The 22,553-nt window shown below is 68.3% G+C and carries 23 protein-coding genes and 1 tRNA gene; 7 read left to right on the top strand and 17 right to left on the bottom strand.

All coding sequences use genetic code 11. The features are described 5' to 3' along the window. Window positions 1–9 precede the first annotated feature (9 nt). Together tadA and AC1KAT_RS01265 are read right to left on the bottom strand one after the other, a co-directional pair. Complete coding sequence (gene tadA, locus AC1KAT_RS01260) at window positions 10–603, bottom strand: tRNA adenosine(34) deaminase TadA (protein ID WP_480321961.1); 594 nt, start codon at window positions 601–603, stop codon at window positions 10–12. A gap of 25 nt (window positions 604–628) precedes the next feature. Next, on the bottom strand, window positions 629–874 hold the full coding sequence (locus AC1KAT_RS01265) for a hypothetical protein (protein ID WP_480321963.1): 246 nt from the start codon (window positions 872–874) through the stop codon (window positions 629–631). A gap of 65 nt (window positions 875–939) precedes the next feature. Between AC1KAT_RS01265 and AC1KAT_RS01270 the strand changes: the two genes are divergently transcribed. Beyond that, window positions 940–2,016, top strand: a complete 1,077-nt coding sequence (locus AC1KAT_RS01270; RefSeq protein WP_480321965.1) for a DUF72 domain-containing protein — start codon at window positions 940–942, stop codon at window positions 2,014–2,016. A 19-nt stretch (window positions 2,017–2,035) separates the two neighbouring features. Here the strand turns inward: AC1KAT_RS01270 and thpR are convergent, their stop codons facing one another. Then, the gene (thpR, locus tag AC1KAT_RS01275) at window positions 2,036–2,623 is read right to left on the bottom strand and encodes an RNA 2',3'-cyclic phosphodiesterase (RefSeq protein WP_480321967.1); all 588 of its coding nucleotides are present in this window, start codon (window positions 2,621–2,623) and stop codon (window positions 2,036–2,038) included. Between the two features lie 85 nt (window positions 2,624–2,708). Here thpR and AC1KAT_RS01280 point away from each other — a divergent pair, with 85 nt between their 5' ends. Next, window positions 2,709–3,977, top strand: coding sequence for an MgtC/SapB family protein (locus AC1KAT_RS01280; protein ID WP_480321969.1), 1,269 nt, complete (start codon window positions 2,709–2,711; stop codon window positions 3,975–3,977). A 31-nt stretch (window positions 3,978–4,008) separates the two neighbouring features. Here AC1KAT_RS01280 and AC1KAT_RS01285 read toward each other — a convergent pair whose 3' ends face one another. Then, window positions 4,009–4,692 (bottom strand): glutathione S-transferase family protein, encoded by a 684-nt coding sequence (locus AC1KAT_RS01285; protein ID WP_480321971.1) that lies wholly within the window; start codon window positions 4,690–4,692, stop codon window positions 4,009–4,011. A gap of 116 nt (window positions 4,693–4,808) precedes the next feature. On the opposite strand from AC1KAT_RS01285, the gene AC1KAT_RS01290 reads away from it, so the two are divergent. After that, window positions 4,809–6,089: a hypothetical protein gene (locus tag AC1KAT_RS01290; protein WP_480321973.1), complete on the top strand. Its 1,281-nt coding sequence runs from the start codon at window positions 4,809–4,811 to the stop codon at window positions 6,087–6,089. A gap of 18 nt (window positions 6,090–6,107) precedes the next feature. Here AC1KAT_RS01290 and guaA read toward each other — a convergent pair whose 3' ends face one another. From guaA to guaB, 3 genes are all read right to left on the bottom strand, one after another. Continuing rightward, window positions 6,108–7,703, bottom strand: a complete 1,596-nt coding sequence (gene guaA, locus AC1KAT_RS01295) for a glutamine-hydrolyzing GMP synthase (RefSeq protein WP_480321975.1) — start codon at window positions 7,701–7,703, stop codon at window positions 6,108–6,110. Between the two features lie 32 nt (window positions 7,704–7,735). Continuing rightward, window positions 7,736–9,010 carry a TCR/Tet family MFS transporter gene (locus AC1KAT_RS01300; protein ID WP_480321977.1) on the bottom strand — a complete coding sequence of 425 codons (1,275 nt, stop codon included), beginning with the start codon at window positions 9,008–9,010 and terminating at the stop codon, window positions 7,736–7,738. 145 nt (window positions 9,011–9,155) lie between these two features. Then, the gene (gene guaB / locus AC1KAT_RS01305) at window positions 9,156–10,625 is read right to left on the bottom strand and encodes an IMP dehydrogenase (RefSeq protein ID WP_480321979.1); all 1,470 of its coding nucleotides are present in this window, start codon (window positions 10,623–10,625) and stop codon (window positions 9,156–9,158) included. A 233-nt stretch (window positions 10,626–10,858) separates the two neighbouring features. Between guaB and AC1KAT_RS01310 the strand changes: the two genes are divergently transcribed. Next, on the top strand, window positions 10,859–11,362 hold the full coding sequence (locus AC1KAT_RS01310) for a DUF4124 domain-containing protein (RefSeq protein ID WP_480321981.1): 504 nt from the start codon (window positions 10,859–10,861) through the stop codon (window positions 11,360–11,362). 45 nt (window positions 11,363–11,407) lie between these two features. Here AC1KAT_RS01310 and AC1KAT_RS01315 read toward each other — a convergent pair whose 3' ends face one another. Next, a complete protein-coding gene (locus tag AC1KAT_RS01315) occupies window positions 11,408–11,734 on the bottom strand; it encodes an RnfH family protein (RefSeq protein ID WP_480321983.1) in 327 nt (108 codons plus the stop codon). Continuing rightward, window positions 11,721–12,176 carry a type II toxin-antitoxin system RatA family toxin gene (locus AC1KAT_RS01320; protein ID WP_480321985.1) on the bottom strand — a complete coding sequence of 152 codons (456 nt, stop codon included), beginning with the start codon at window positions 12,174–12,176 and terminating at the stop codon, window positions 11,721–11,723. Before AC1KAT_RS01320 ends, AC1KAT_RS01315 begins: the two co-directional genes overlap by 14 nt. 46 nt (window positions 12,177–12,222) lie before the next feature. On the opposite strand from AC1KAT_RS01320, the gene smpB reads away from it, so the two are divergent. Continuing rightward, the gene (gene smpB, locus AC1KAT_RS01325) at window positions 12,223–12,687 is read left to right on the top strand and encodes an SsrA-binding protein SmpB (protein ID WP_480321987.1); all 465 of its coding nucleotides are present in this window, start codon (window positions 12,223–12,225) and stop codon (window positions 12,685–12,687) included. Between the two features lie 24 nt (window positions 12,688–12,711). On the opposite strand, the gene AC1KAT_RS01330 is transcribed toward smpB, so the two are convergent. The 7 genes from AC1KAT_RS01330 to AC1KAT_RS01360 all read right to left on the bottom strand — a co-directional run bounded on the left by AC1KAT_RS01330 (window position 12,712) and on the right by AC1KAT_RS01360 (window position 19,759). Then, complete coding sequence (locus AC1KAT_RS01330; protein WP_480321989.1) at window positions 12,712–13,896, bottom strand: PLP-dependent transferase; 1,185 nt, start codon at window positions 13,894–13,896, stop codon at window positions 12,712–12,714. 13 nt (window positions 13,897–13,909) lie between these two features. Continuing rightward, a complete protein-coding gene (gene rimO / locus AC1KAT_RS01335) occupies window positions 13,910–15,316 on the bottom strand; it encodes a 30S ribosomal protein S12 methylthiotransferase RimO (RefSeq protein WP_480321990.1) in 1,407 nt (468 codons plus the stop codon). Between the two features lie 71 nt (window positions 15,317–15,387). Continuing rightward, window positions 15,388–15,990, bottom strand: a complete 603-nt coding sequence (gene phaR / locus AC1KAT_RS01340) for a polyhydroxyalkanoate synthesis repressor PhaR (RefSeq protein WP_480321992.1) — start codon at window positions 15,988–15,990, stop codon at window positions 15,388–15,390. 112 nt (window positions 15,991–16,102) lie between these two features. Then, window positions 16,103–16,402, bottom strand: coding sequence for a hypothetical protein (locus tag AC1KAT_RS01345; protein ID WP_480321994.1), 300 nt, complete (start codon window positions 16,400–16,402; stop codon window positions 16,103–16,105). Between the two features lie 95 nt (window positions 16,403–16,497). Next, window positions 16,498–16,572, bottom strand: a tRNA-Val gene (locus AC1KAT_RS01350). A 65-nt stretch (window positions 16,573–16,637) separates the two neighbouring features. Beyond that, window positions 16,638–18,896, bottom strand: a complete 2,259-nt coding sequence (locus AC1KAT_RS01355; protein ID WP_480321996.1) for a RelA/SpoT family protein — start codon at window positions 18,894–18,896, stop codon at window positions 16,638–16,640. Then, a complete protein-coding gene (locus tag AC1KAT_RS01360) occupies window positions 18,893–19,759 on the bottom strand; it encodes an alpha/beta fold hydrolase (RefSeq protein WP_480321998.1) in 867 nt (288 codons plus the stop codon). The genes AC1KAT_RS01355 and AC1KAT_RS01360 overlap by 4 nt, the downstream gene beginning before the upstream one ends. Before the next feature lie 49 nt (window positions 19,760–19,808). Here AC1KAT_RS01360 and AC1KAT_RS01365 point away from each other — a divergent pair, with 49 nt between their 5' ends. Next, the gene (locus tag AC1KAT_RS01365; protein WP_480322000.1) at window positions 19,809–20,579 is read left to right on the top strand and encodes a 3-hydroxybutyrate dehydrogenase; all 771 of its coding nucleotides are present in this window, start codon (window positions 19,809–19,811) and stop codon (window positions 20,577–20,579) included. Window positions 20,580–20,795: 216 nt separating this feature from the next. Here the strand turns inward: AC1KAT_RS01365 and AC1KAT_RS01370 are convergent, their stop codons facing one another. Then, a complete protein-coding gene (locus AC1KAT_RS01370; protein WP_480322002.1) occupies window positions 20,796–21,509 on the bottom strand; it encodes an SIMPL domain-containing protein in 714 nt (237 codons plus the stop codon). A gap of 259 nt (window positions 21,510–21,768) precedes the next feature. On the opposite strand from AC1KAT_RS01370, the gene ompR reads away from it, so the two are divergent. Next, window positions 21,769–22,500: an osmolarity response regulator transcription factor OmpR gene (gene ompR / locus AC1KAT_RS01375; protein WP_480322004.1), complete on the top strand. Its 732-nt coding sequence runs from the start codon at window positions 21,769–21,771 to the stop codon at window positions 22,498–22,500. Window positions 22,501–22,553 lie beyond the last annotated feature (53 nt).

Genomic DNA, 22,553 nt, shown 5'->3' on the forward strand with positions numbered 1-22,553 from the left:
CGCGCGTGGTCAGGCGGTGTGCGGGCCGGGCCGGTCGAGGGGCACCTCGACCGCGTCGCCGGTGGGAATGGGCTCTTCGTCGTCTTCGATCACTTCAGGCAAGGCCGGTGCGGCCTCGCCCGCCGCGGCGCGCCGCTGCTTGAACTGCGCCCGGCGCTCGGCGAAGAAGCCGCGCAGCAGGTCGCCGCACAGGTCGCCCAGCACGCCGCCTTCGATGCGCGTGTGGTGGTTGAGCTGCGGGGTGCCGAAGAGATCGACCACCGAGCCGGCCGCGCCGGTCTTGGGGTCGTGCGCGCCGAACACCACGCGTTTGAAGCGCGCGTGCATCAGCGCCATCGCGCACATCGCGCAGGGTTCGAGCGTCACGTACAGCTCGCACTCGGGCAGGCGGTAGTTGCCGAGCAGCGTGGCCGCGTGGCGCAGGGCCACGATCTCGGCGTGCGCGGTGGGGTCGTGTTCGGTGATGGGCCGGTTGTAGCCGGTGGCGATGACCTGGCCTTGGCGCACGATCACCGCGCCCACCGGCACCTCGCCCACCAGCCACGCGTTCTGCGCCTGGTCGAGCGCGAGGCGCATCGCGTGTTCGTCAGCGGGCGAACTCATGAAACGGGTCGGGCTTTCAGCATCATCATTGGTCGGCCTGGCGAGCACGCTGGCTGCCTTGTTCGAGTGCGCGTTGAAGCTCGTTCTGCACCTGCTGCTGAAGCTGCCGCGACTGCTCGGCGGGCGGCGCACCCGGGGTCACGGCGATCGACGCGGCACCCTCGACGGCCGGCACCTGCACCTGGCCCGTGGCCTTCAACTGCCGGCTCGCCAGCACCCCCACGATGGCCAGCACCACCAGCAACGACACCAGGCCCAGCACGGCTCTCATCGCAGCCCTTCGCTTTCAGCGTGAACGAAAGCCCGCACTGTAGCGCGACGTATGCTGCACACCCGATGCAAGACGCGCTCTTTCCTGATCTGTTTGCCGATCCGCCCGGTGACGAGGACGAGGCGCCCGCCCCGGCCCCCTCATCCTCGCCCACGGCCCCCACCCGGCCGCGCGGCACGAAGGTGCTGCCCTGCGCCCACGACGACACGCTGCGCGAGCTGGCCGCGCGACTGCCGCCCCGGCTCTACCTCGGCGGCTCGTCGTGGAGCTACCCCGGCTGGGCCGACCTGGTGTGGGACCGCGCGTACAACGAATCGACGCTGTCCAGGCACGGCCTGCCGGCCTACGCGCAGCACCCGCTGTTTCGCAGCGTGTGCGTGGACCGCGCCTTCTACCGCCCGCTGTCGGTCTTGCAGTACGCCAACCTGGCGCTGCAAGTGCCCGAGCACTTTCGCTTCGTCGTGAAGGCGCCGCTGGTCGTGACCGACGCCACCGTGCGCAGAGAGAACGGCCGCGCCGTGCAGCCCAACCCGATGTTCCTGAACCCCGAACTGGCGGTGCGCGAGTTCGTGCAACCCGCGCTCGACGGCCTGGGCACCAAGCTCGGTGCGCTGGTGTTCCAGCTGAGCCCGCTGCCCTTGCCGCTGCTGGCGCACCTGCCCGAGGTGTTCGAGCGCCTGCACACGATGCTGCGCGCCCTGCCCGCGCTGCAGCCCACGGCGCCCGATGGCGTGATCGCCGTCGAGGTGCGCGACCGCGAGTTCCTGTCGCCCGAGTTCGCGCGCCTGCTGCGCGACGCCGGCGCCACCTATTGCCTCGGCCTGCAGGCCAAGATGCCGCCGATTGCCGAACAGCTGCCCATGCTGCGCGCGCTGTGGCCCGGCCCGCTGGTGTGCCGCTGGAACCTCAACCCGCTGCACGGCGCCTACGGCTACGAGAACGCCGAGAAGCGCTACGCACCCTTCGACCAGTTGCTCGACCCCGACCCCGAGACGCGTGAGGCGCTGGCCCGCGTGATCACCGGCACCACCGGCGCGGGCCATGCGGCCTATGTCGCCATCAGCAACCACGCCGAGGGCTGCGCGCCGCGTTCGGCGCTCGAACTGGCGCAGGTGTTGGTGCAAGGCTCGGCGCGCGGCTGACGGGCGCGGCCACGTCCGCTCAGGCCCGCAAAGGCCAGCGCCGCAGCACCTCGTGGTGGGCCTGGCCGACGTGGCTGTCCACCAGTACGAACTCGTGCGCCGTCCAGCCCAGGGGCTCGATGGCCTGCTCGGGCAGCAAGCGCGCGTCGTACAGCAGCGTGAGGTGCGGGGTGAAGCGCGGGTCGGGCGCACGCACGAGGCCGGCCTGCGCCAACGCGGCCATCAAGGCCTGGTGCAACGCCGTCACGCCATGCAGGCCGGCATCACCGCGCAGCACCAGCGGCCGCCGGCGCGGCTGGCCCTTGAAGCTGCCCACGCGGTCGAACTGCACATCGAACGGCGCGACGGCCACATGCGACACGGCCTCGCTCGCCGCAGCGATCACCGCCTCGGGCCGGCCGACGTGGTCGCCCAGGAAAGCCAGCGTGACGTGAAAGCGCGTGTTCGCCAGCGGCTTGCCTTTCAGGCCTTCGGCCGCGCGCAGTTGCTGCGCCCGCGCGGCGATGCGTTCGGCCGTGGCCGCGTCGGGCTGCAAGGCGAAGAAGAGCCGGTCGGTCGGCGGTTGCGCCGGCTCGATGCCCGGCAAGAAGAGTTGTTCTGGGGCCATGCGACCGATTCTGGGTGCAGGCCGGCAAGGCCCCCGCGACCCTGCCCCTAACATTCACTGCCGAGCACCGAAGGAGCCCCTTGCCTTGACCTCATGGATGGACGACACCCGCCTGATCGGCCTGATGGTCGCGCTGGGCGGCGGCTTGCTGATCGGGCTGGAACGCGAGCGCCGCAAGGGCCAGGGCCCGCACCGCCACGCGGCCGGCGTGCGCACCTTCACGCTCACGGCGTCGGGCGGTGCGCTCGCTCAGTGGCTGTCCCCGCAGCTGGTGTGGATCGGCGCGGCCCTGGTCGCGGCGCTGGCCGCCTTCAGCTACCTCAAGAGCCGCTCACGCGACCCGGGCCTCACCACCGAGATCGCGCTCTTCATCACCTACCTGATCGGCGTGAGCGCCGTCACCGCACCGGCCCTCGGCGCGGCCTGCGCCGTGGCCCTCGCCGCCGTGCTCGCCGCGCGCAGCCCCTTGCACCGCTTCGCCACGCAGGTGCTGAGCGAACAAGAGCTGCACGACGGCCTGCTGCTGCTCGGCTTCGGCCTGGTCGTGATGCCGCTGGTGCCCAACGAGCCGCTGCCCTGGCTGGGCGGCATCAGCCTGCGGCCGCTGGCCGGGCTGGTGTGGCTGCTCTTGCTGATGCAGGGCATGGCGCACGTCGCGCTGCGCGTGCTGGGGCCCCGGCTGGGCCTGGCGGCGGCGGGCTTCCTGATGGGCTTTGCCTCCAGCAGCGCCACGGTCGCGGCCATGGGTGCCCGCGCGCGCCAACAGCCCACGCAGACGGCCTCGCTGGCCGTGGCTGCCGTGCTCTCGACCGCCGCCACCTGGGCCCTGGTGCCGGTGATCGCCGCGCCGTTCTCGCCGGCCGCGGCCGGCGTGCTGCTGCCGGCTGCGGCCGGGGGGGCGATCGGCGCGCTGTGCATCGGTGCCGTACTCGGCCTCGTCGCGCGGCGCGAGGCCGGGCCGGTGCAAGACGGCACCCACGACCGCGCACGGGCGCTGAGCCTGACCGAGGCGCTGGTCCTCGCGGCGGGGTTGATGGTGGTGACGCTCGTGATGACGGCCGCGCAAAAGCGCTTCGGCACGGGCGGGGTGTTCACCAGCGCGGCGGTCTCGGGCATGGCCGACGCACACGCGGCGGTCGCCCCGCTGTCTGGCCTGTTCCATGGCCAGCAGTTGACGGCCGAGCAGTTGTTGTTCGGCGTGTGCTTGTCGATTCTTTTCAACAGCGGCACGCGCACGGTGATCGCACTCGCCGCCGGCGGGCCGCGTTATGCGTGGCGCGTGGTGCTGGCTCTTCTGGTGGGCAACCTGTGTGCGTGGAGCGCCGCCTGGTTGAGCCTTCGGTCAGTGGTCTGACCGCTGACTGCGGCTCTCGCAGCGCCCCGCCTCACACCGGCTCGGCTGAAAGAAAGCGCGGCGGAATCGCCTCTTTGAACGGGTAGAACTTGAAGAAGGGCCGCGCTTCGGCACGCACACGGGCGACCGAGGGCCGTTGCATCAACCGCTCGAAGTAGGCGGCGAGGTGTGCCTGCTCCGGCTCGAAGGGCTTCAGGGTCGCGGCGAAAAACAGCGATGGCGCCGCTGCGCAGTCGGCGAGGCTGAACGCATCGCCCGCCGCCCAGGTGCGGCCGGCCATGTGCTGATCGATCAAGGCGTAGGCCATCGAGAGCGTGCCATAGGCCGCCGCTTCGCCCAGCTCGTCGCGGTCGGCCTCGTCGCGCAGGCGGTTGGCGACCAGCGCCTGCATCGGCGTCATCACGTACAGGTCGAAGACGCGGTCCCACAGGCGCACGTCGAGCTGGGCCTGTGGGTCGGCGGGCAACAGCGCGGCCTTCACGGGCGCCCGGCGCTGCAGATACTCGATGACGATGCTGCTCTCGGGCACGACGCGGTCGCCATCGACCAGCAGCGGCATCTTGCCGGTGGGCCACAGGTTGAGGAACGCCCCCCGCACCGCCGCGTCGCTCAAGTCAAGAAAGTGGCGCTCGAAGGGCACGCCGAACTCGTCCAGCGCAATCAGTACCTTCTGGCAGTACGACGACAACGGGTGGTAATGCAAGCTCAGCGACATGGGCGGGCCTCATGGTTTGCGGTCGCGCAGAGCTTAAGCCAACAAGCGCACGCGCAAAGCCACCTTGAAACGCTGGCGCAGGTCATCATCTGCGCAAGGTCTCGACGCGCTGAACGATGAACACTGTCACCCCGCCCTTCAACACCGCCGAAGCCCTGAACCTCGGGTGCTACTGCCGCACGCTGAGCACCGAGATGCTGCAGCGGCAACTCGAAACCGACGCCAGCCTCGCCGGCATGGCGCAAGACATCGCGCAGACGCGACCGCACCTGTTCTCGTCCACCGTGGTCTTTCTGGCACAACCGGTGGTAGAGCAGATGCACGCGGCGGTGCAGGCCCTGGAACGCGTGATGGCGCAGCCGACCTACCAGCACGAAGCACTGCGGCGCGCACCGGCCATCGCCCAACACGACTTCGGCCCGCTGGGCGCGTTCATGGGCTACGACTTCCACCTTGGCGCGCAGGGGCCCCGGCTGATCGAGGTCAACACCAACGCCGGCGGTGCCTGGCTCAACGCCGCGCTGGCCCGCGCCCAGCATTCGTGCTGTGAGGCCACGCCGTGTGAGGTCCAGCCCGACCCGGCACTCGCCGGGCTGGAAGACGCGTTCGTCGAGATGTTCGTCAGCGAGTGGCGACGCCAGCGCGGTGACGCGCCCCTGGGGCTGGTCGCCATCGTCGATGACGAGCCCGCCGCGCAGTACCTGGCACCCGAGTTCGAGCTGTGCCGACAGGCGTTGAAGCAGCGCGGGCTGGACGCCAGCATCGTGGCCCCCGAATCGCTCGAATGGCGCGAGGGGCGCTTGATGTCAGGCGACCGCGTGGTGGACCTGGTCTACAACCGCCTCACCGATTTCTACCTGGCCGATGCCACGCACGCCGCCTTGCGAAGCGCCTATGAAGCCGGCGCGGTGGTTGTGACGCCGCACCCGCGGGCGCACGCCGTGCATGCCGAGAAGCGCAACCTGGTTGCACTGAGCAACCCGTCGTTGCTGGCGGACTGGGGCGTCGGTGAAGCCGACCGCGCGCTGCTGGCCGCCGTGGTGCCACCGACCGTGCAGGTCACGGCCGAGCGGTCCGAAGAGCTCTGGGCGCAACGCCGGCAGTGGTTCTTCAAGCCCGAGTCGGGCTACGGCGGCAAGGCGGTCTACCGCGGCGACAAGCTGACCCGCCGCGTCTGGCAAGAAATCACCGCAGGCGGCTTCGTGGCGCAGGCGATGGTGCCGCCCGGCGAGCGCTGGATCGAGGTGGACGGCGTGCCGACCGACCTGAAGTTCGACATCCGGGCCTACGCCTACGCGGGCCAGGTACAGCTCTTCGCCGCGCGCATGTACACCGGACAAACCACCAACTTCCGCACGCCGGGCGGTGGGTTCGCGCCGGTCGTCGTGGTGCCGTGACGCGTCACGGCACCTGCGTCATTCCCACTCGATGGTCGCGGGCGGCTTGCTCGACACGTCGTAGGTGACGCGGTTGATGCCGCGCACCTCGTTGATGATGCGGCTCGACACCTTCTTGAGCAGGCTGTACGGCAGCTCGGCCCAGTCGGCGGTCATGAAGTCGCTGGTCTGCACGGCGCGCAGGGCCACGACGTAGTCGTAGGTGCGGCCGTCGCCCATCACGCCCACGCTCTTGACGGGCAGGAAGACGGTGAAGGCCTGGCTGGTGAGGTCGTACCAGCTCTTGCCACTGGCGGGGTCGATGGCGGCGCGCAGCTCGTCGATGAAGATCGCGTCGGCGCGGCGCAGCAGGTCGGCATAGTCTTTCTTGACCTCGCCGAGGATGCGCACGCCCAGGCCAGGCCCGGGGAAGGGGTGGCGGTAGACCATCTCGTGCGGCAGGCCGAGCGCGACGCCCAGTTCGCGCACTTCGTCCTTGAACAGCTCGCACAGCGGTTCGAGCAGCTTGAGCCCCAGGTCTTTCGGCAAGCCACCGACGTTGTGGTGGCTCTTGATGGTCGCCTTCTTGGTGCCGCCGGACTCGACCACGTCGGGGTAGATCGTGCCCTGCGCCAGCCACTTGACGCCTTGGCTGCCGTTGCCGGCCGCCTTGAGCTTGTCGGCTTCGGCCTTGAAGACGGTGACGAACTCGCGGCCGATGATCTTGCGCTTTTGCTCGGGCTCGCTCACGCCCGACAGCTCGCGCAGGAACAGCTCGCTCGCGTCCACGCGAATCACCTTGGCGTGCAGCTTGCCGGCGAACATGTCCATCACCATGTCGCCCTCGTTCAGGCGCAGCAGGCCGTGATCGACGAACACGCAGGTGAGCTGGTCACCGATGGCGCGGTGGATCAGCGCCGCCGCCACGCTCGAATCGACCCCGCCCGACAGGCCGAGCAGCACCTCTTCGTCGCCCACCTGTTCGCGGATGCGCGCGACAGCTTCTTCGATGTAATTGCCCATCACCCAGTCGGGCTTGGCCTTCGCGATGTCGAGCACGAAGCGGTTGATCAACGCCGCGCCCTGGCGTGTGTGCGTGACCTCGGGGTGGAACTGCACCGCGTAGTAGCCACGCGCCTCATCGGCCATGCCGGCGATGGGGCAGCTCGGCGTCGAGGCCATCAGCTTGAAGCCGGGCGGCAGCTCGGTGACCTTGTCGCCGTGGCTCATCCAGACCTTGAGCATGCCGTGGCCTTCGGGCGTGGCGAAATCTTGGATGCCGTCGAGCAGCGCCGTGTGGCCGCGCGCACGCACCTCGGCGTAGCCGAACTCGCGGTGGTCGCTCCACTCGACCTTGCCGCCAAGTTGCACCGCCATGGTCTGCATGCCGTAGCAGATACCCAGCACCGGCACGCCCAGGTCCCACACGGCCTGCGGGGCACGCAGCTGGTGGTCTTCGTAGGTGCTGGCGTGGCTGCCCGACAGGATGATCGCCTTGGGCGCGAACTCGCGGATGAACTCATCGCTGACGTCGTTGGGGTGGATCTCGCTGTACACATGCGCCTCGCGCACGCGGCGTGCGATGAGCTGGGTGACTTGCGAGCCGAAATCGAGGATGAGGACTTTGTCGTGCATGGCGCGGGGGTCAGTTCGATCGATCGAGGCGATCAGTGAGCGGTGCCGGCCGCCGGGGCGAGGGACACGGCGCGCTGGCGTTTGAAATGGAGGATGGCGAGGACGGTGGACACTGCCGTCAGCGCCGAGCAGAAGAAGAACGGCGCGCCGACACGCCAGTCGCTGTGCGGCAATTCAGCCACGGCGCCCAGCAGCACCGAGCCGAGCATGGGCGCGATGGCGGTCGTCAGGCTGGCGAGCGAGGCCACGGCCCCCATCGCCTGGCCTTGTGTCTTGGGGTCGGCCGCGTTCGAGACGATGCTCTGGATGGCCGGGGCGACCGTCACGCCAAGCAGGTTGACGGCAATCACCGCGTACATCATCCAGCCCTGGTTCGCGAGACCCCACAGCAGGTAGGCGCAGGTACCCGACACGAGGCCCCAAGTCGCCAGCCGCGACGGCCCCCAGCGCTTGAGCAGGCGTTGCATCAGGTAGCCCTGCACGAACACCGACACCACGCCGACGACGAACAGCGACCAGCCGTTCTGCTCGGTCGTCCACTCGAAGCGGAACGTCGTGTGCAGCACCCAGGTGCTGTGGAGCACGAACTGCGCAAGGTTGGCCAGCGCGATCACCGCCACGAGACCGCCCACCGACTTGAGTTGGCTCAGGTGCTTGAGCGAGGCGATCGGATTGGCCGAGCGCCACGAGATCGCGCGCCGGTGCGCGGTCGCCAGCGACTCGGGCAGCACGAAGTAGCCATAGACCAGGTTCAGCAGCGACAAGCCGCCTGCGACGAAGAACGGCAGGCGCACGTCGCGCGCACCGAGCAGGCCACCCAGCACCGGGCCGATGATGAAGCCGAGGCCCAGCATCGCGCCCAGCATGCCGAAGCGCTTGGCGCGGTCTTCGGGCGCCGTGATGTCGGCCACGTAGGCGTTGGCCACGGCGATGTTGGCCTGCATCGCGCCGCTGGCCACGCGCACGGCCAGCAGCATCCACAGGCTGGTGGCGAGGGCGGTGCCGAAGAAGCTGAGCGCGAATCCGCAGAAACCCAGCAGCAGCACCGGCCTGCGGCCGAAACGGTCGGAGAGCGCACCGAGGATCGGCGAGCAGAAGAAGTTGGCGAGGCCGAAGGTCGCCATCACCGCGCCGTTCCAGAACGCGTGGCTGGACTTGTCGCTCACGAACTGCCCCACCAGCACCGGCAGCACCGGGATGATCAAGCCCACGGCCACCATGTCGAGCAGCACCGTGAGCATGATGAAACGCATCGCGGCGGGACGGCCCGCCGCGATTTGCGTCTGGTTCGAGGTGGAGTCAGTCACTCGCGATTCACTTCACAACAACATCAGGCGGGAGCAGCCTCGCATCGGAGCCGGAGCCGGAGCCGGGGCGGAGCGCCGGGCCGCCCCAAGCCGGACCTCATCCCCGCGGGGGATCGGCCGAGCACCCGTCGGCCGAGGGCCCCCCTTACTCCATTCGGTAGTTGGGCGCTTCTTTTGTGATCTGCACGTCGTGCACATGGCTCTCGCGGATGCCCGCCGAGGTGATCTCAACGAACTCCGCCTGGTTGCGCATGTCGTCGATGCTCGCGCAGCCGCAGTAGCCCATCGACGCGCGCAGGCCACCGGCCATCTGGAAGATGATGCTGACCAGCGAGCCCTTGTAGGGCACACGGCCCTCGATGCCTTCGGGGACGAGCTTGTCGGCGTTGGGGTTGGCGCCGGTGTTGTCCTGGAAGTAGCGGTCGGCCGAGCCCTGCTGCATGGCGCCGATGGAGCCCATGCCGCGGTACGACTTGTAGCTGCGCCCCTGGAACAGCACGATCTCGCCCGGCGCCTCTTCGGTGCCGGCGAACATGCCGCCCATCATCACCGTGTTGGCACCGGCGGCGATGGCCTTGGCGATGTCGCCCGAGTAGCGGATGCCGCCGTCGGCGATCAGCGGCACACCGGTGCCGGCCAGTGCCTTGGCGACGTTGTCGATCGCGGTGATCTGCGGCACGCCCACGCCGGCCACGATGCGGGTGGTGCAGATCGAGCCGGGGCCGATGCCGACCTTCACGCCATCGGCGCCGGCTTCGGCCAGCGCCAGGGCTGCCGCACCGGTGGCGATGTTGCCGCCGATCACGTCCACCTGCGGGTAGTTTTGCTTGACCCAGCGCACGCGCTCGATGACGCCAGCGCTGTGGCCGTGGGCGGTATCGACCACCAGCACATCGACGCCGGCCTTGGCCAGCAGGTCCACGCGCTCTTCGGTGCCCTCGCCCACGCCGACCGCCGCGCCGACGCGCAGCTTGCCTTGCGCGTCACGCGCTGCGTTGGGGAAGTTGGTCTGCTTGGTGATGTCTTTCACCGTGAACAGGCCGCGCAGCTCGAAGGCCTCGTTCACCACGAGCACGCGTTCGAGCTTGTGCTTGTGCATGAGCGCCTTCGCTTCGGCGAGCGACGTGCCTTCGCGCACGGTGATGAGACGCTCGCGCGGCGTCATGATCTCGCGCACCGGGGCGTCCATGCGCGTCTCGAAGCGCAGGTCGCGGCCGGTGACGATGCCCACGACCTTGCCGTCGTCCATCACCGGGAAGCCCGAGATGCCGTGCTGGCGCGACAGGTTGATGACGTCCCGCACCGGCACGCCCGGCGAGATGGTGATGGGGTCGCGCAGCAGGCCCGATTCGTAGCGCTTGACGCGGGCCACTTCGGCGGCCTGCTGCTTGGGGCTCAGGTTCTTGTGGACGATCCCGATGCCGCCCTCTTGCGCGATGGCGATGGCCAGGCGCGATTCCGTCACCGTGTCCATCGCGGCGGACACCAGCGGCAGATTCAGTCGGATGTTGCGGGAGAGTTGGGTCGAGAGATTGGTGTCGCGTGGCAACACCTGGGAGAAGGCCGGCACCAACAACACGTCGTCGAAGGTGAGCGCTTTGCCAAGAAGGCGCATGAGGAAGCTCCTGACGCAAAAGCGAATTATAGGGAGGCTTTCGCCGCCGCCCGTCGGGGTCGATCCCGGGCCGGCGCACCCTGGATGGGCAGCCACTTGCCCAGCCCTTTCGTGAATAGTTCACGAAGGCTCGCGCTGCATGCCCCTGCGCTGACAAAAGGTGACAACCCACGCCCCGTGCAGGGGCGTTTACAACGGAGCGCGCACTACACTTTCCGCCCATGAATTTCGCTTTGTCCCGCCCCCTTGTCCGACTGAGCGCGCTCGCGTTCGCCGCCTTCGCTGCCGCGAGCTTCAGCACCACGGCCGTCGCGCAGTGGAAGTGGCGCGACCAGTCCGGCCGCGTGCAGTACAGCGACCTTCCGCCGCCCGCATCGGTGTCTGACCAGCAGATTCTTCAGCGCCCGTCGAACGCCGCCCGCCGCGGGCCAGTGCCGCCGCCAGTCGCCGCCTCCGACGCGTCGCCCCCCGGGGCGAAGTCGCCCGAGACCGAACTCGACGCGAAGCGCCGCAAGGCCGAAGAAGACGAAAAAGCCAAGCGCAAGGCCGAAGACGACAAGCAGAAGGCCGCCATGGCCGAGAACTGCACCCGCGCCAAGGCGGCGCTGCGGTCCTTCGACGACGGCATGCGCGTGGCGCGTGTCAACGACAAGGGCGAGCGCGAGTTTCTCGATGACAAGGCCCGCGCCGAAGAGTCCAAGCGGCTGCGCGACATCATCGCGGCGGACTGCAAGTAAGCCGCAGCCCTCCCGGTCTTTCGACCGACGAAGCCAGCCGCGCCCTCAGCGCGGCTTTTTCTTTGCGCGTGTCGAGACGTCGCCGTGCGAACGGTGACGCAGGCGCCGCGCCTCCTTCGGATCGACGAGCAGCGGCCGGTAGAGCTCGACGCGGTCGTGGTCGCGCAGCACGGTGCCCTCATCGGCCAAGCGCCCCCACACGCCGAGGCGCAGGTCGGCGCGGCGCCAGGCATCCGGCGGCGTGAAGAGCCCGCTCGCAGCCAGGGCCTGGCCGACGGTCGCGCCGGCGGGCATCGACACCGCCACGCGGCGCACGTCGCGCGGCCGGGGGCTCCACATCACCTCGATGGACAACTGCTCAGCGGGGGCCATACACCTGTTCGGCGCGTTTGACGAAGGCATCGACGAAGGTGTTGGCAATGCGGTCGAAGACAGGGCTCACGACCAGTTCGAGCGCACGGTTCGAAAACGCATACCGCAAGTCGAACTCGACCTTGCAGGCCGAGACGACATCACTGCCAGGCGGTGTCAGGGGCAGGAAGTTCCAGATGCCATCGAGCGTCGAGAACGGGCCATCGACCAGGGCCATGCGCACTTCGCTGTCCGGCACGTTGTGGTTGCGGGTGGTGAACGCATGGCGCATCCCGGCATAGGCGAGGTGCAGTTTGGCGGTCACGCCATCGTCGTGCTGCTGCAGCAATTCGGCGCGTTCGCACCAGGGCAGGAACTGCGGGTAGTCGGCCACGGCGGTCACGAGCCGGTACATCTCGTGCGGGGAATACCAAAGCAGGACCGAACGTTTGACGTGCTTCATACAATCCAGCGATTGTATTGAGCGCCTTCGCGCCCATCTTGAGCCCATGTCCATCGCAGAAAACCGTCGCGCCCGTTTCGACTACCACCTCGAAGAGAAGTACGAGGCCGGCATGGTGCTGCAGGGCTGGGAGATCAAGGCCATCCGCGCCGGCCAGGTGCAGCTGACCGATGGCTACGTGCTGATCCGCGACGGCGAGCTGTACCTGATCGGCTGCCGCATCAACGCGCTGCGCAGTGCTTCGACCCACGTCAACCCCGAGGCCGACCGCACCAAGAAGCTCTTGATGCGCAAGGAAGAGATCAAGCGCCTGATCGGCAAGGTCGAACAAAAAGGCTTCACGCTCGTACCGCTGGACCTGCACTACAAGGGCGGCCGCGTGAAGGCCGAAATCGCGCTGGCCAAGGGCAAGGCCGAGCACGACAAGCGCAACACCGAAAAGAAGCGCGACTGGGAGCGTGAGAAAGGCCGCCTGATGCGGCACAAGGTCTCATCAGGCCCGAAGGGCTGACGCGCCCGGCGGGTCAACCGACCGTCACAGCACCGCCAGCGCCCGCTCGCAGTCTGCGATCAGGTCATCGACCGACTCCAGCCCGACCGAGAAGCGCACCAGCATGCCGTTCCGGGGCGACGGCGAACGCATGGCCGAGATCACGTAGGGCATCACCAGGCTCACCGGCCCGGCCCACGAGTAGCCGATCTTGAACACCTTCAGCGCATCGACGAAGGCATCGACCTGCTTCGCGCTGTAGCGCTCGTCGAACACCACCGAGAACAACCCGGCCGCCTGCGAGCACAGTGCCCGCCAGTGCGCATGGCCGGGGCTGCCATCGAAGGCAGGATGCAGCAGTTGCACGACCTCGGGCCGCTGCCACCACCACCCCGCCAGCAGGCGCGCGGCCCGGTCTTGCGCCTCGTAGCGCAGCGCCAGCGAGGGCAGCGAGCGCAGCAGCAGCTCGATGTCGTTGCCGCCGCCCACGCCCCAACCCATGCGCATGTGCGTGGCCTTGAGGCGCTGGTGCAGGGTTTCGTCGCGCGTGGTCACCGAGCCCATCAGCACATCGCCGCCGCCCGAGGGGTACTTGGTCAGCGCCTGCACCGAGATGTCCACGCCCAGCGCGAAGGCATCGAAGGCGACGCCCGCGCCCCAGGTGTTGTCGATGGCGGTGGGTACGCCGCGCCCGCGCGCGATGGCAATCAGCGCCGGCAGGTCGGGAAACTCCATGGTCACCGAGCCGGCGGCCTCCAGCCACACGAGCTTCGTGGCCGGCGTGATGGCATCGGCGAGCGACTGCGCATCCATGGCGTCGTACACGCGGTGTGTGATGCCCCAGGCGGCGAGTTCGTGCTTGGCCAGTTCCTTGCTCGGCCCGTAGACGTTGTTCGGGATCAGCACCTCGTCGCCCTGCTTCAGCAAGGCCATGTCCACCAGCGTGATGGCGGCCAAACCGCTCGGCACCAGCTGCGTCTGCACGCCGCCTTCGAGCGTGGCGATGCGCTCTTCGAGCGTGAAGCTCGTCGGCGTGCCGTGCAGGCCGTAGGTGTAGCCGGTCTTCTCGCGCCACGTGCGGGCGTGCAGCGCGGCCGTGTTCGCAAAGAGCACCGTCGAGGCCTTGTGCACCGCCGGTTGCACCGACCCAAACCCGGCCGGCGGCGTGTAGGGGTGGTGGATCAGCGCGGTGCGCGGATCGAGCCCCTTGTCGCGGTCGGCATCGCTCATGGCACGCAGGCGATCAGAACGGCTGCGCGATCAGGTCGTGGCCCTGCGCGCCGACGATGCGGGCCTGCGTGAATTCGCCGACCTTCAGCGTCTTCGAGGCCTTCTCGGGCGGCAGCAGTTTCACGGTGCCGTCGATCTCGGGCGCGTCGGCGTAGCTGCGGCCGACCCCGCCCTTGCGGCCCAGCGCCGGTGCCGCATCGACCAGCACCTGCATGGTCGCGCCGACGCGTTCGCGCAGCTTGGCGGCCGAGACTTCTTCGGCCACGGCCATGAAGCGCGCGCGGCGCTCTTCGCGCAGCGCCTCGGGCACCGGGTCGGCGAGCAGGTTCGCGGTCGCGCCTTCGACAGGCGAATACGCAAAGCAGCCCGCACGGTCGATGCGTGCTTCACGCAGGAAGCCGAGCAGGTGGTCGAACTCGGCCTCGGTCTCGCCCGGGAAGCCGGCGATGAAGGTGCTGCGCACCACGAGCTGCGGGCAGATCTCGCGCCAGCGTTGCAGGCGTTCGAGGTTCTTCTCGCCGTTGGCGGGGCGCTTCATGCGCTTGAGCACGTCGGGGTGCGAGTGCTGGAAGGGCACGTCGAGGTACGGCAGGATCAGCCCCTGCGCCATCAGCGGCAGCACCTCATCGACGTGCGGGTAGGGGTAGACGTAGTGCAGACGCACCCAGGCGCCGTGCTGCTGCGCCAGTTCGCCCAGCTTCTCGCACAGGTCGAGCATGCGGGTCTTGACGGGCTTGCCGTCCCAGAAGCCGGTGCGGTACTTCACATCCACGCCGTACGCGGACGTGTCCTGGCTGATGACCAGCAGCTCTTTGACGCCAGCCTCGAACAGGCGCTGCGCCTCACCCAGCACGTCGCCGATCGGGCGCGAGACGAGGTCGCCACGCATGCTCGGGATGATGCAGAACGAGCAGCGGTGGTTGCAGCCTTCGCTGATCTTCAGGTACGCATAGTGCCTGGGCGTGAGCTTGACGCCTTGTGCCGGCACCAGGTCGATGAAGGGGTCGTGCGGCTTGGGCACGTGCTTGTGCACGGCGTCCATCACCTCGTTCGTCGCATGGGGGCCGGTGACGGCCAGCACGCTGGGGTGCATCTCTTGCACGAGGTTGCCACCGCCCTGCCCGGCCTTCGCACCCAGGCAGCCGGTGACGATGACCTTGCCGTTCTCGGCCAGCGCCTCGCCGATGGTGTCGAGGCTTTCTTTCACCGCGTCGTCGATGAAGCCGCAGGTGTTGACGATCACGAGGTCAGCCCCCGCGAAGGTCTTGGAGGTGTCGTAGCCCTCGGCGCGAAGTTGGGTGAGGATGAGTTCGGAGTCCGTCAGCGCCTTCGGGCAACCGAGGGAGACGAATCCGATCTTGGGGGCGGCACCGGCAGGCAGTGAAGCGGCGGGTGTGGCGACGGGGGTGTCAGAGCTCATCCGCGAATTTTCGCCGCAAACCAGCGCGTCACCGCCGCGCCGGTTCACCTTGCACGGGAAACCCGGCGAACTTACCGCTTGTCAGGCGGCGTGCCGAAGCCCGGCACACCCGGAAAGAGCGAGCCAGCCTGCTTGGTCATCTGCTCTTGCATCTGCGCGAAGATCTTCTGCGACTGCTCGAGGTAGTTGCCCATGAAGCCCTGCAAGCCCGGCGCCTGGCCGTTCAAAAACTTCGTCCACATGTCAGAGCTCATCGCTGCCGGGTCGAGCAGGCCCTTGGATTGCTCGGCGAGGCGCTGCTGCACGTCGGTGAAGATTTGCAGGTTCTTCTCAAGGTACGAACCCATCATGCCCTGCATGGCGTGGCCGTAGAAGCGGATGATCTGCGCCAGCGCCTGCGACGAGAACATCGGCACGCCGCCGCTTTCTTCTTCAAGAATGATCTGCAGCAGGATGCTGCGCGTGAGGTCTTCGCCGGTCTTGGCGTCGCGCACGATGAAGTCTTCGGCTTCGAGCACCATGGTCTTCACGTCGGCCAGCGTGATGTAGCTGCTGGTGCGCGTGTCGTAGAGCCGCCGGTTGGGGTACTTCTTGAGGATGCGCTGGCCGCTGGCCGTTCCGCCTTCTTCCTCGCCGGAGGGTGAAGCTGTCGAACCGCGGCGTGTCGATGCCATCAAGAAGCTCCTTGTGCAAACCAGAGGTGGTGGGTGCCAACGATTCTAGAAGTGGCCCCCAGGGGTGCTGAAGGGGTTTTCCCGCCTGCGTGGGCCCCGTCGTGCGCGGACTTTACTGCGGCGGGTCGTTCGCCGCTGGCCCTTCTGCATCGAAGGGCGGCTGGCCCAGGCGCTGCGCGGTGCGCTCGATGTCGGCGGCGAGCTTGGCCACCTTGCGGTTCAGGTCGCGCCAGTTGCGGCTGCACTCGTTGACCGGGTCCATCGGGTAGTAGACCTTGTGACCCTTGTCCTTGGCCGCCGACAGCGTGAAGCGCACCAGGTCGTTCAGCTCGAAGGCGTAGTGAGCCATCAGCCGGTGCGTCTCGGCGATGTGCGCGTCGATCATCTGTTGGCGGCTCGGGGTCAGTTCCATGCGTGGCTCCGCACAAGTCGAAAAGGAGGCCCTGAAACGAAAAGAGCCCGATCCGGCGAAGGATCGAGCTCTTGACGACTGACGTGTGATGTATCTGGTGGGCGGTGAGAGGGTCGAACTCCCGACATCCTCCACGTCAAAGAGGCGCTCTACCACTGAGCTAACCGCCCGAAGCCCGCGACTATAGCACAAGCTTTTCGGTCCTTGCCAAGTGCGAGCTGCGGCATGGGCGTCGCTAGCGGCGCCGCGCGCTGCGCACGCCTTCGATGCGCCCCACCTGCGTCAGCACGTGCGCGAGGCGTGCCGAGTCCGACACCTCGATGGTGAAGGTCATCCACGCGGTGCCCCCCCGGGCGTCGCGCGCCGACTGCGTCTTCACGCCGGTGACGTTCATCTTCTCTTTGGCGAGCACTTCCGAGATGTCGCGCAGCAGGCCCTGGCGGTCGGCCGCCTCGACGACCACATCGACCGGGTACACCGCCGGCTTGTCACCGCGGGGACGCCCCCATGCCACGGCGATCACACGCTCGGGCTGGCGCGTGGCCATCTGGCGAAAGTTCGAGCAATCGGCGCGGTGGATGGCCACGCCCTTGCCGCGCGTCACGTAGCCGCGGATGTTGTCGGGCGGAGCCGGCCGGCAGCAGCGCGCCAGGCTGGTCAGCAGCGATTCGACGCCCACGACCAGCACGCCGCCTTGCGTCGCGCCTTCGGTCTGCGGGCGACGCAGGGTGATGACTTCGTCTTCGACGGGCGCCGGCTCTTGCGGGCGCAGCAAGGCTTCGATGTCGCGCAGCGAGAACTCGTCCTTGCCGACCACATGGAACAACGCATCGGCGTTGCGAAAGCCCAGCCGCGTGGCCAGGTCGTCGAGCTTCATCGAGGTGCGGCCTTCGCGCTGCAGCAGCTTTTCGACCGCCTCGCGACCGCGCGCGGTGGTCTCTTGCTGGGCCTGCGCGTTGAACCACGCCCGCACCTTGGCCCGCGAGCGTTGGCTCTGGATGTAGCCCAGCTCGGTGTTGAGCCAGTCCAGCGACGGCCCCCCCTCTTTCACCGCGGTGATCTCGACCGTCTGCCCGCTTTGCAGCGCGGTGTGCAGCGGCACCATCACACCATCAACCTTGGCGCCGCGGCAGCGGTGGCCCAGGCTCGTGTGCACCGCGTAGGCAAAGTCGATCGGCGTGGCGCCAGCCGGCAACTCGATCACGGTGGCCTGGGGCGTGAAGACGTAGATGCGGTCTTCGAACACTTTGCCGGCCCCGGCCATCTCGTCGCTGCGGGATTCGTCGGCACCTTCGGCGAGGTCGCGTTCCCAGGCCAGCAGTTGCCGCAGCACCGCCTTGCGCGCTTCGGCCACCTGCGCGTCGAAGTCGCCGGCCGCGCTGACGCCGCCATAGCCCTTGGCGCCCGCCTCTTTGTAGGCCCAGTGCGCGGCCACGCCGTGCTCGGCATGCTCGTGCATCGCGCGGGTGCGGATCTGCACCTCGACCGGCCGCTCGCGTTCGTCGAGCACCACGGTGTGCAGCGACTGGTAGCCGTTGGACTTGGGCCGCGCGATGTAGTCGTCGTACTCGTCGGGCACGGGCTTGAAGCGCTCGTGCACACGGCTGAGGGCGGCGTAGCACTCGGGCACGCTGCCGACGATCACGCGGACCGCGCGCAGGTCGAACACGTGCGCGATGTCGAGGCTCTTGCCGCGCATCTTCTTCCAGATGCTGTACAGGTGCTTGGGTCGGCCGTAGACCTCGGCCGCCACACCGTGCCGGGCCAAGTCATCCGCCAGGTCGCGGCGGAAGGTCTCGATGCCGGCCTCGCGCTCGACGCGGCGTTCGTCGAGCAACTGGGCGACGTGCTTGTAGCGCTCGGGTTCGAGAAAGCGGAACGACAGGTCTTCGAGTTCCCACTTGATCTGCCAGATGCCCAGGCGGTTGGCGAGCGGCGCGAACACCTGCATCGACTCGCGCGCCAGCGCCTCGGCGCAGGGCTGCTTGCTCTGCGCGTGGTAGCGCAGCGTCTGCAGGCGCGAAGCCAGCCGCAGCAGCACGACGCGCAGGTCGTGCGAAAACGCCAGCAGCATCTTGCGCACACGCTCGGTCTGCTCGGCGCGCTGTTGCGCATCGACCTTGGCTTCGCGCGCGGCGCGCTGGATCTGCACCAGCTTGCGCGTGTGCGACACGAGGCTGGCGTACGACGGGCCGAAGGCCTTTTCGACCACCTCTTCGGGCTTGTTGAGGTAGTCGCCCGCGTAGACGAGGTAAGCCGCCGCACGCATCGAGGGCGCGGCGCCAATGCCTTCGAGGATGGCCGCCACGCCGTCGGCATGCGCGAGCGCGTCTTCGCCGGTGTCGAGCGGCTGCCCTTGCAGCAAGGGCTCGGCGAAGGCGCGGGCGCGGACGAGTTGGGAAACCTCAGCCTGCGGCGGCGTGTCGGGGTCCGCGTCGGCGAGTTGAACGATGGGCGCCGCCGTGAGGCGGGCGTCCGGGTGACCGGTCTTCATGGGGCGAGCAGAAACTCCCGCACGGCGGCCACCTGGTCGGGTGCGATCAGCGTCGGCGCATGGCCCACGCCTTCGAACTCGTGCAGCCGGGCCTTCGGGCCGCGCTGCGTCATCTGCTCGGCCGTGTCGCGCGACAGCAGGTCGGAGGTCGCACCGCGCAGCACCAGCACCTGCGCGCGGATGGCCTCGTACAGGGCCCACAGCGTGGCACTGCCGCCGCCCGAGGCGTCTTGCGCGGCGGCCTTGAAAGGCACGGCGATGTTCAGGTCGTAGTGCGGCACGAAGCCGTCGCCGTCGGCCCGCACCTGGTGGCGCGAGAGTTCGAGCCATTGCTCGGGGGTGTGCGGGCCGAAGCTCTGCGAGGTGGCCCACATGGCGGCGGCAGCCTCTTCGAGCGTGGCCCAGCGCAGCGGCGCACCGAGGTATTCGCCAATCCGCACGAGCGAGGCCGGTTCGATCTGCGGGCCGATGTCGTTGAGCACCATGCGGCGCACCGGCGAGCCCTGCAGCGCAGCGTAGACCATGCCGATCAGCCCGCCCATCGAGGTGCCGACCCAGTCGAGCGAGGCCGGATGCAACCGCGCCATCAGGGTGACGATGTCGGCGACGTAGGTGAACACCTGGTAGCCGTTCGGGTCGGTCAGCGCTTCGGACTGGCCACGACCGGCGATGTCGGGGCAGACCACGCGGTACTCGCCCTGCATGGCACGCGCCAGCACATCGAAGTCGCGCCCCTGGCGAGACAGCCCGTGCACGCAGACCAGCACGCGCGGGTTTTGTGGATCGCCCCACTCCCAGTACGCCATGCGGCGAAGCCGGGTGGCTTCGAGGCATTGCACATGGTTCAGGCGCGGTTCATGCATGATCGGATCCTTGTTGGCATTGCACTTTAGCAACCCGGAGGACACGACCATGCTGAAAGGAAAAACCGCCCTCGTCACCGGCTCCACCAGCGGCATCGGCTTGGGCATTGCTCTGTCGCTCGCACGACAGGGCGCGAACGTGGTGCTCAACGGTTTTGGCGAGTTCGAGGCGGCGAAGGCCGAGGTCGCCGCTCTGGGTGTGAAGGTCGGCTACCACGGTGCCGACATGAGCAAGCCGGCCGACATCGAAGCCATGATGGCCTACGCCCAGGCCGAGTTCGGCGGGGTCGATGTGCTGGTCAACAACGCCGGCATCCAGCACGTCGCGCCGGTCGAAGACTTTCCGGTGGCCAAGTGGGACGCGATCATCGCCATCAACCTGAGTTCGGCCTTTCACACGACGCGGCTGGCCATCCCGGCGATGAAAGCGAAGAACTGGGGCCGCGTGATCAACGTGGCCTCGGCGCACGGCTTGGTGGCCTCGGCGCAGAAGTCGGCCTACGTGGCCTCGAAGCACGGCATCGTCGGCTTCACCAAGGCGGTGGCACTCGAAACCGCCCGCACCGGCATCACCGTCAACGCCATCTGCCCAGGCTGGGTGCTGACGCCGCTGGTGCAAAAGCAGATCGACGACCGCGCCGAGCGCGAAGGCCTCACGGTCGAACAGGCCAGCGTGGACCTGCTGGGCGAAAAGCAGCCCTCGCTGCAGTTCGTGACGCCCGATCAACTGGGCGGGCTCGCGGTGTTTCTGTGCTCGCCGGCCGCCGACAACGTGCGCGGCGTGGCGTGGAACATGGATGGGGGCTGGGTGGCGCAGTAGATAAGGCCCCCAGTCGCTTGCGCTCCTGCCCCCAAGGGGCTGAGCCCGGGCACAAACAGTCCAGTGGACTGTTTGTGCCTGGCGAAGGGTCGGGCCACAAGGTCCGACGCAGCCTGCAAGGCCCCGCTGGCGGACCGGCAGAGCCGGGCCCGCTGCGGTTGCTGAATGGGAGCTTCGCTGCGCTTGCTCTGTCGCTGCGGCTCGTTCTGCGCGCTCCTATTTCAGCTGCACAGTGCCATTGACCGACACGGTCACCGTGCCCTTGCCCAGCTCGACCGGCAGTGATTCGTCGGCCGACGACATCGTCGATTTGCGCATCATCTGCACCGCCGCATACGGCACCGGCTCGTTGCTACCCACGTTCACCTCGCGCAGCGTGTATCCGCTGTAGCCGAACTGCCTGGCGTAGTCGGCCGCCTTGGCTCGGTAGGCGGCAATGGCCTGCGCGGCGACTTCGCTTTCGATCTTCTCGCGCTGCTCTTTCGACAGCAACGTGCCCACGCGGGCGATGCTCAGGGTGGTGATGCGGCTGGTGAGTTGCGCGATGCCGGGTACATCTTTGCCTTCGACCACCAACTCGGCGGTGCCCTGCCAGCCGTTGATGCCGCCCTTGGGGGCGTAGCGCGGAAAGACCGAGAAGTTGCCGGTCTGTACCTCGATCTTCTGCCCCGGTCGGGCCGCCTTCCTGGCTTCGGCAAGCGCGGCGTCGAGCGCCTGCTTCAACGCGGTCTGCACGCTCGCTGCGTCGTTCGCCTCGCGGGTGGTGGTGAAGGTGACGCTCAGCGTGTCTTTCGTGACCTCCTGGCTGGCACTGGCCGACAGGCCGACCACGTGCAGCACGGGCGCGTCGGCCGCCCAGGTGGGGGCGGTGCACAACAGCAGGCCGGCAGCCGCAAAGACGGTCAAGCGCGAGCGGGTCTTGAGGGGCATGGCGAGGGTTCTCCGAAGTGTTCTGGGGTGTTGGGATGGCCCGTGTGCACACCGCACACCGGCCCGTCGCTCAACGAGGGGCAAGCCTGGCGGGCTGACATCTTGGCCTCAACTTCACACAGCTTCACAGCCCGGCGAAATCACCCCAAAAAGCCGCGCCGCAAGATTTGTAACTTATGGTCAGAAGGGCTAAAACCCTGGGGGAAGCTGCGCACAATCGCCGCTGTTACAAATGACTGCCGGATGACCGGGAGACGCCATGTCCAACACCCCTGCCCGCCCCGACCGCGTGGTCGTCGTTGACGACGACGCCCGCATCCGCGACCTGCTGCGCCGCTACCTGACCCAAGAAGGCTTCGAGGTCCTGCTCGCCGAAGACTCGAAGGCACTGAACCGGGTGCTGACGCGCGAAACGGTGGACCTGATCGTGCTCGACCTCATGCTGCCCGGCGAAGACGGCCTGTCGATCTGCCGCCGCCTGCGCGCCGCCAACGACGTCACGCCCATCATCATGCTGACCGCCAAGGTCGAAGATGTGGACCGCATCGTCGGCCTCGAGGTCGGTGCCGACGACTACCTGCCCAAGCCTTTCAATCCGCGCGAACTGCTGGCGCGCATCCACGCCGTGCTGCGCCGCCGCCCCGCGATGGAAGCGCCCGGCGCCCCGGCCAAAGACGCGCAAACGGTCACCTTCGGCCCCTTCGAATTCGACCTGGCGCTGCGCCGCCTGTCGAAAGACGGCGAGCAGATCGCGCTGACCACCGGCGAGTTCTCGATGCTGAAGGCGCTGGTGCGCCACCCGCGCCAGCCGCTCAGCCGCGACAAGCTCGCGCAACTGGCGCGCGGCCGCGAGTTCGAGCCCTTCGACCGCAGCCTCGACGTGCAAATCTCGCGCCTTCGCAAGATGATCGAGCCCGACCCGGCCCAGCCGCGCTACATCCAGACGGTGTGGGGCGTGGGCTACGTGTTCGTCCCCGATGGCGCTGCCTAAACTGCTGAGACGTTGGCGAAGGGGCCCCCACCACGGGGCCTTTTTTGCGCCGA

Source organism: Piscinibacter sp. PDB5-1 (assembly GCF_056676035.1).

Bases quoted from the DNA above. Each gene is read 5' to 3' on its own strand.
- tadA (WP_480321961.1), bottom strand. From the start codon at position 603: ATGAGTTCGCCCGCTGACGAACACGCGATGCGCCTCGCGCTCGACCAG.
- AC1KAT_RS01265 (WP_480321963.1), bottom strand. From the start codon at position 874: ATGAGAGCCGTGCTGGGCCTGGTGTCGTTGCTGGTGGTGCTGGCCATC.
- AC1KAT_RS01270 (WP_480321965.1), top strand. From the start codon at position 940: ATGCAAGACGCGCTCTTTCCTGATCTGTTTGCCGATCCGCCCGGTGAC.
- thpR (WP_480321967.1), bottom strand. From the start codon at position 2,623: ATGGCCCCAGAACAACTCTTCTTGCCGGGCATCGAGCCGGCGCAACCG.
- AC1KAT_RS01285 (WP_480321971.1), bottom strand. From the start codon at position 4,692: ATGTCGCTGAGCTTGCATTACCACCCGTTGTCGTCGTACTGCCAGAAG.
- AC1KAT_RS01290 (WP_480321973.1), top strand. From the start codon at position 4,809: ATGAACACTGTCACCCCGCCCTTCAACACCGCCGAAGCCCTGAACCTC.
- guaA (WP_480321975.1), bottom strand. From the start codon at position 7,703: ATGCACGACAAAGTCCTCATCCTCGATTTCGGCTCGCAAGTCACCCAG.
- guaB (WP_480321979.1), bottom strand. From the start codon at position 10,625: ATGCGCCTTCTTGGCAAAGCGCTCACCTTCGACGACGTGTTGTTGGTG.
- AC1KAT_RS01315 (WP_480321983.1), bottom strand. From the start codon at position 11,734: ATGGCCCCCGCTGAGCAGTTGTCCATCGAGGTGATGTGGAGCCCCCGG.
- AC1KAT_RS01320 (WP_480321985.1), bottom strand. From the start codon at position 12,176: ATGAAGCACGTCAAACGTTCGGTCCTGCTTTGGTATTCCCCGCACGAG.
- smpB (WP_480321987.1), top strand. From the start codon at position 12,223: ATGTCCATCGCAGAAAACCGTCGCGCCCGTTTCGACTACCACCTCGAA.
- AC1KAT_RS01330 (WP_480321989.1), bottom strand. From the start codon at position 13,896: ATGAGCGATGCCGACCGCGACAAGGGGCTCGATCCGCGCACCGCGCTG.
- rimO (WP_480321990.1), bottom strand. From the start codon at position 15,316: ATGAGCTCTGACACCCCCGTCGCCACACCCGCCGCTTCACTGCCTGCC.
- phaR (WP_480321992.1), bottom strand. From the start codon at position 15,990: ATGGCATCGACACGCCGCGGTTCGACAGCTTCACCCTCCGGCGAGGAA.
- AC1KAT_RS01345 (WP_480321994.1), bottom strand. From the start codon at position 16,402: ATGGAACTGACCCCGAGCCGCCAACAGATGATCGACGCGCACATCGCC.
- AC1KAT_RS01355 (WP_480321996.1), bottom strand. From the start codon at position 18,896: ATGAAGACCGGTCACCCGGACGCCCGCCTCACGGCGGCGCCCATCGTT.
- AC1KAT_RS01360 (WP_480321998.1), bottom strand. From the start codon at position 19,759: ATGCATGAACCGCGCCTGAACCATGTGCAATGCCTCGAAGCCACCCGG.
- AC1KAT_RS01365 (WP_480322000.1), top strand. From the start codon at position 19,809: ATGCTGAAAGGAAAAACCGCCCTCGTCACCGGCTCCACCAGCGGCATC.
- AC1KAT_RS01370 (WP_480322002.1), bottom strand. From the start codon at position 21,509: ATGCCCCTCAAGACCCGCTCGCGCTTGACCGTCTTTGCGGCTGCCGGC.
- ompR (WP_480322004.1), top strand. From the start codon at position 21,769: ATGTCCAACACCCCTGCCCGCCCCGACCGCGTGGTCGTCGTTGACGAC.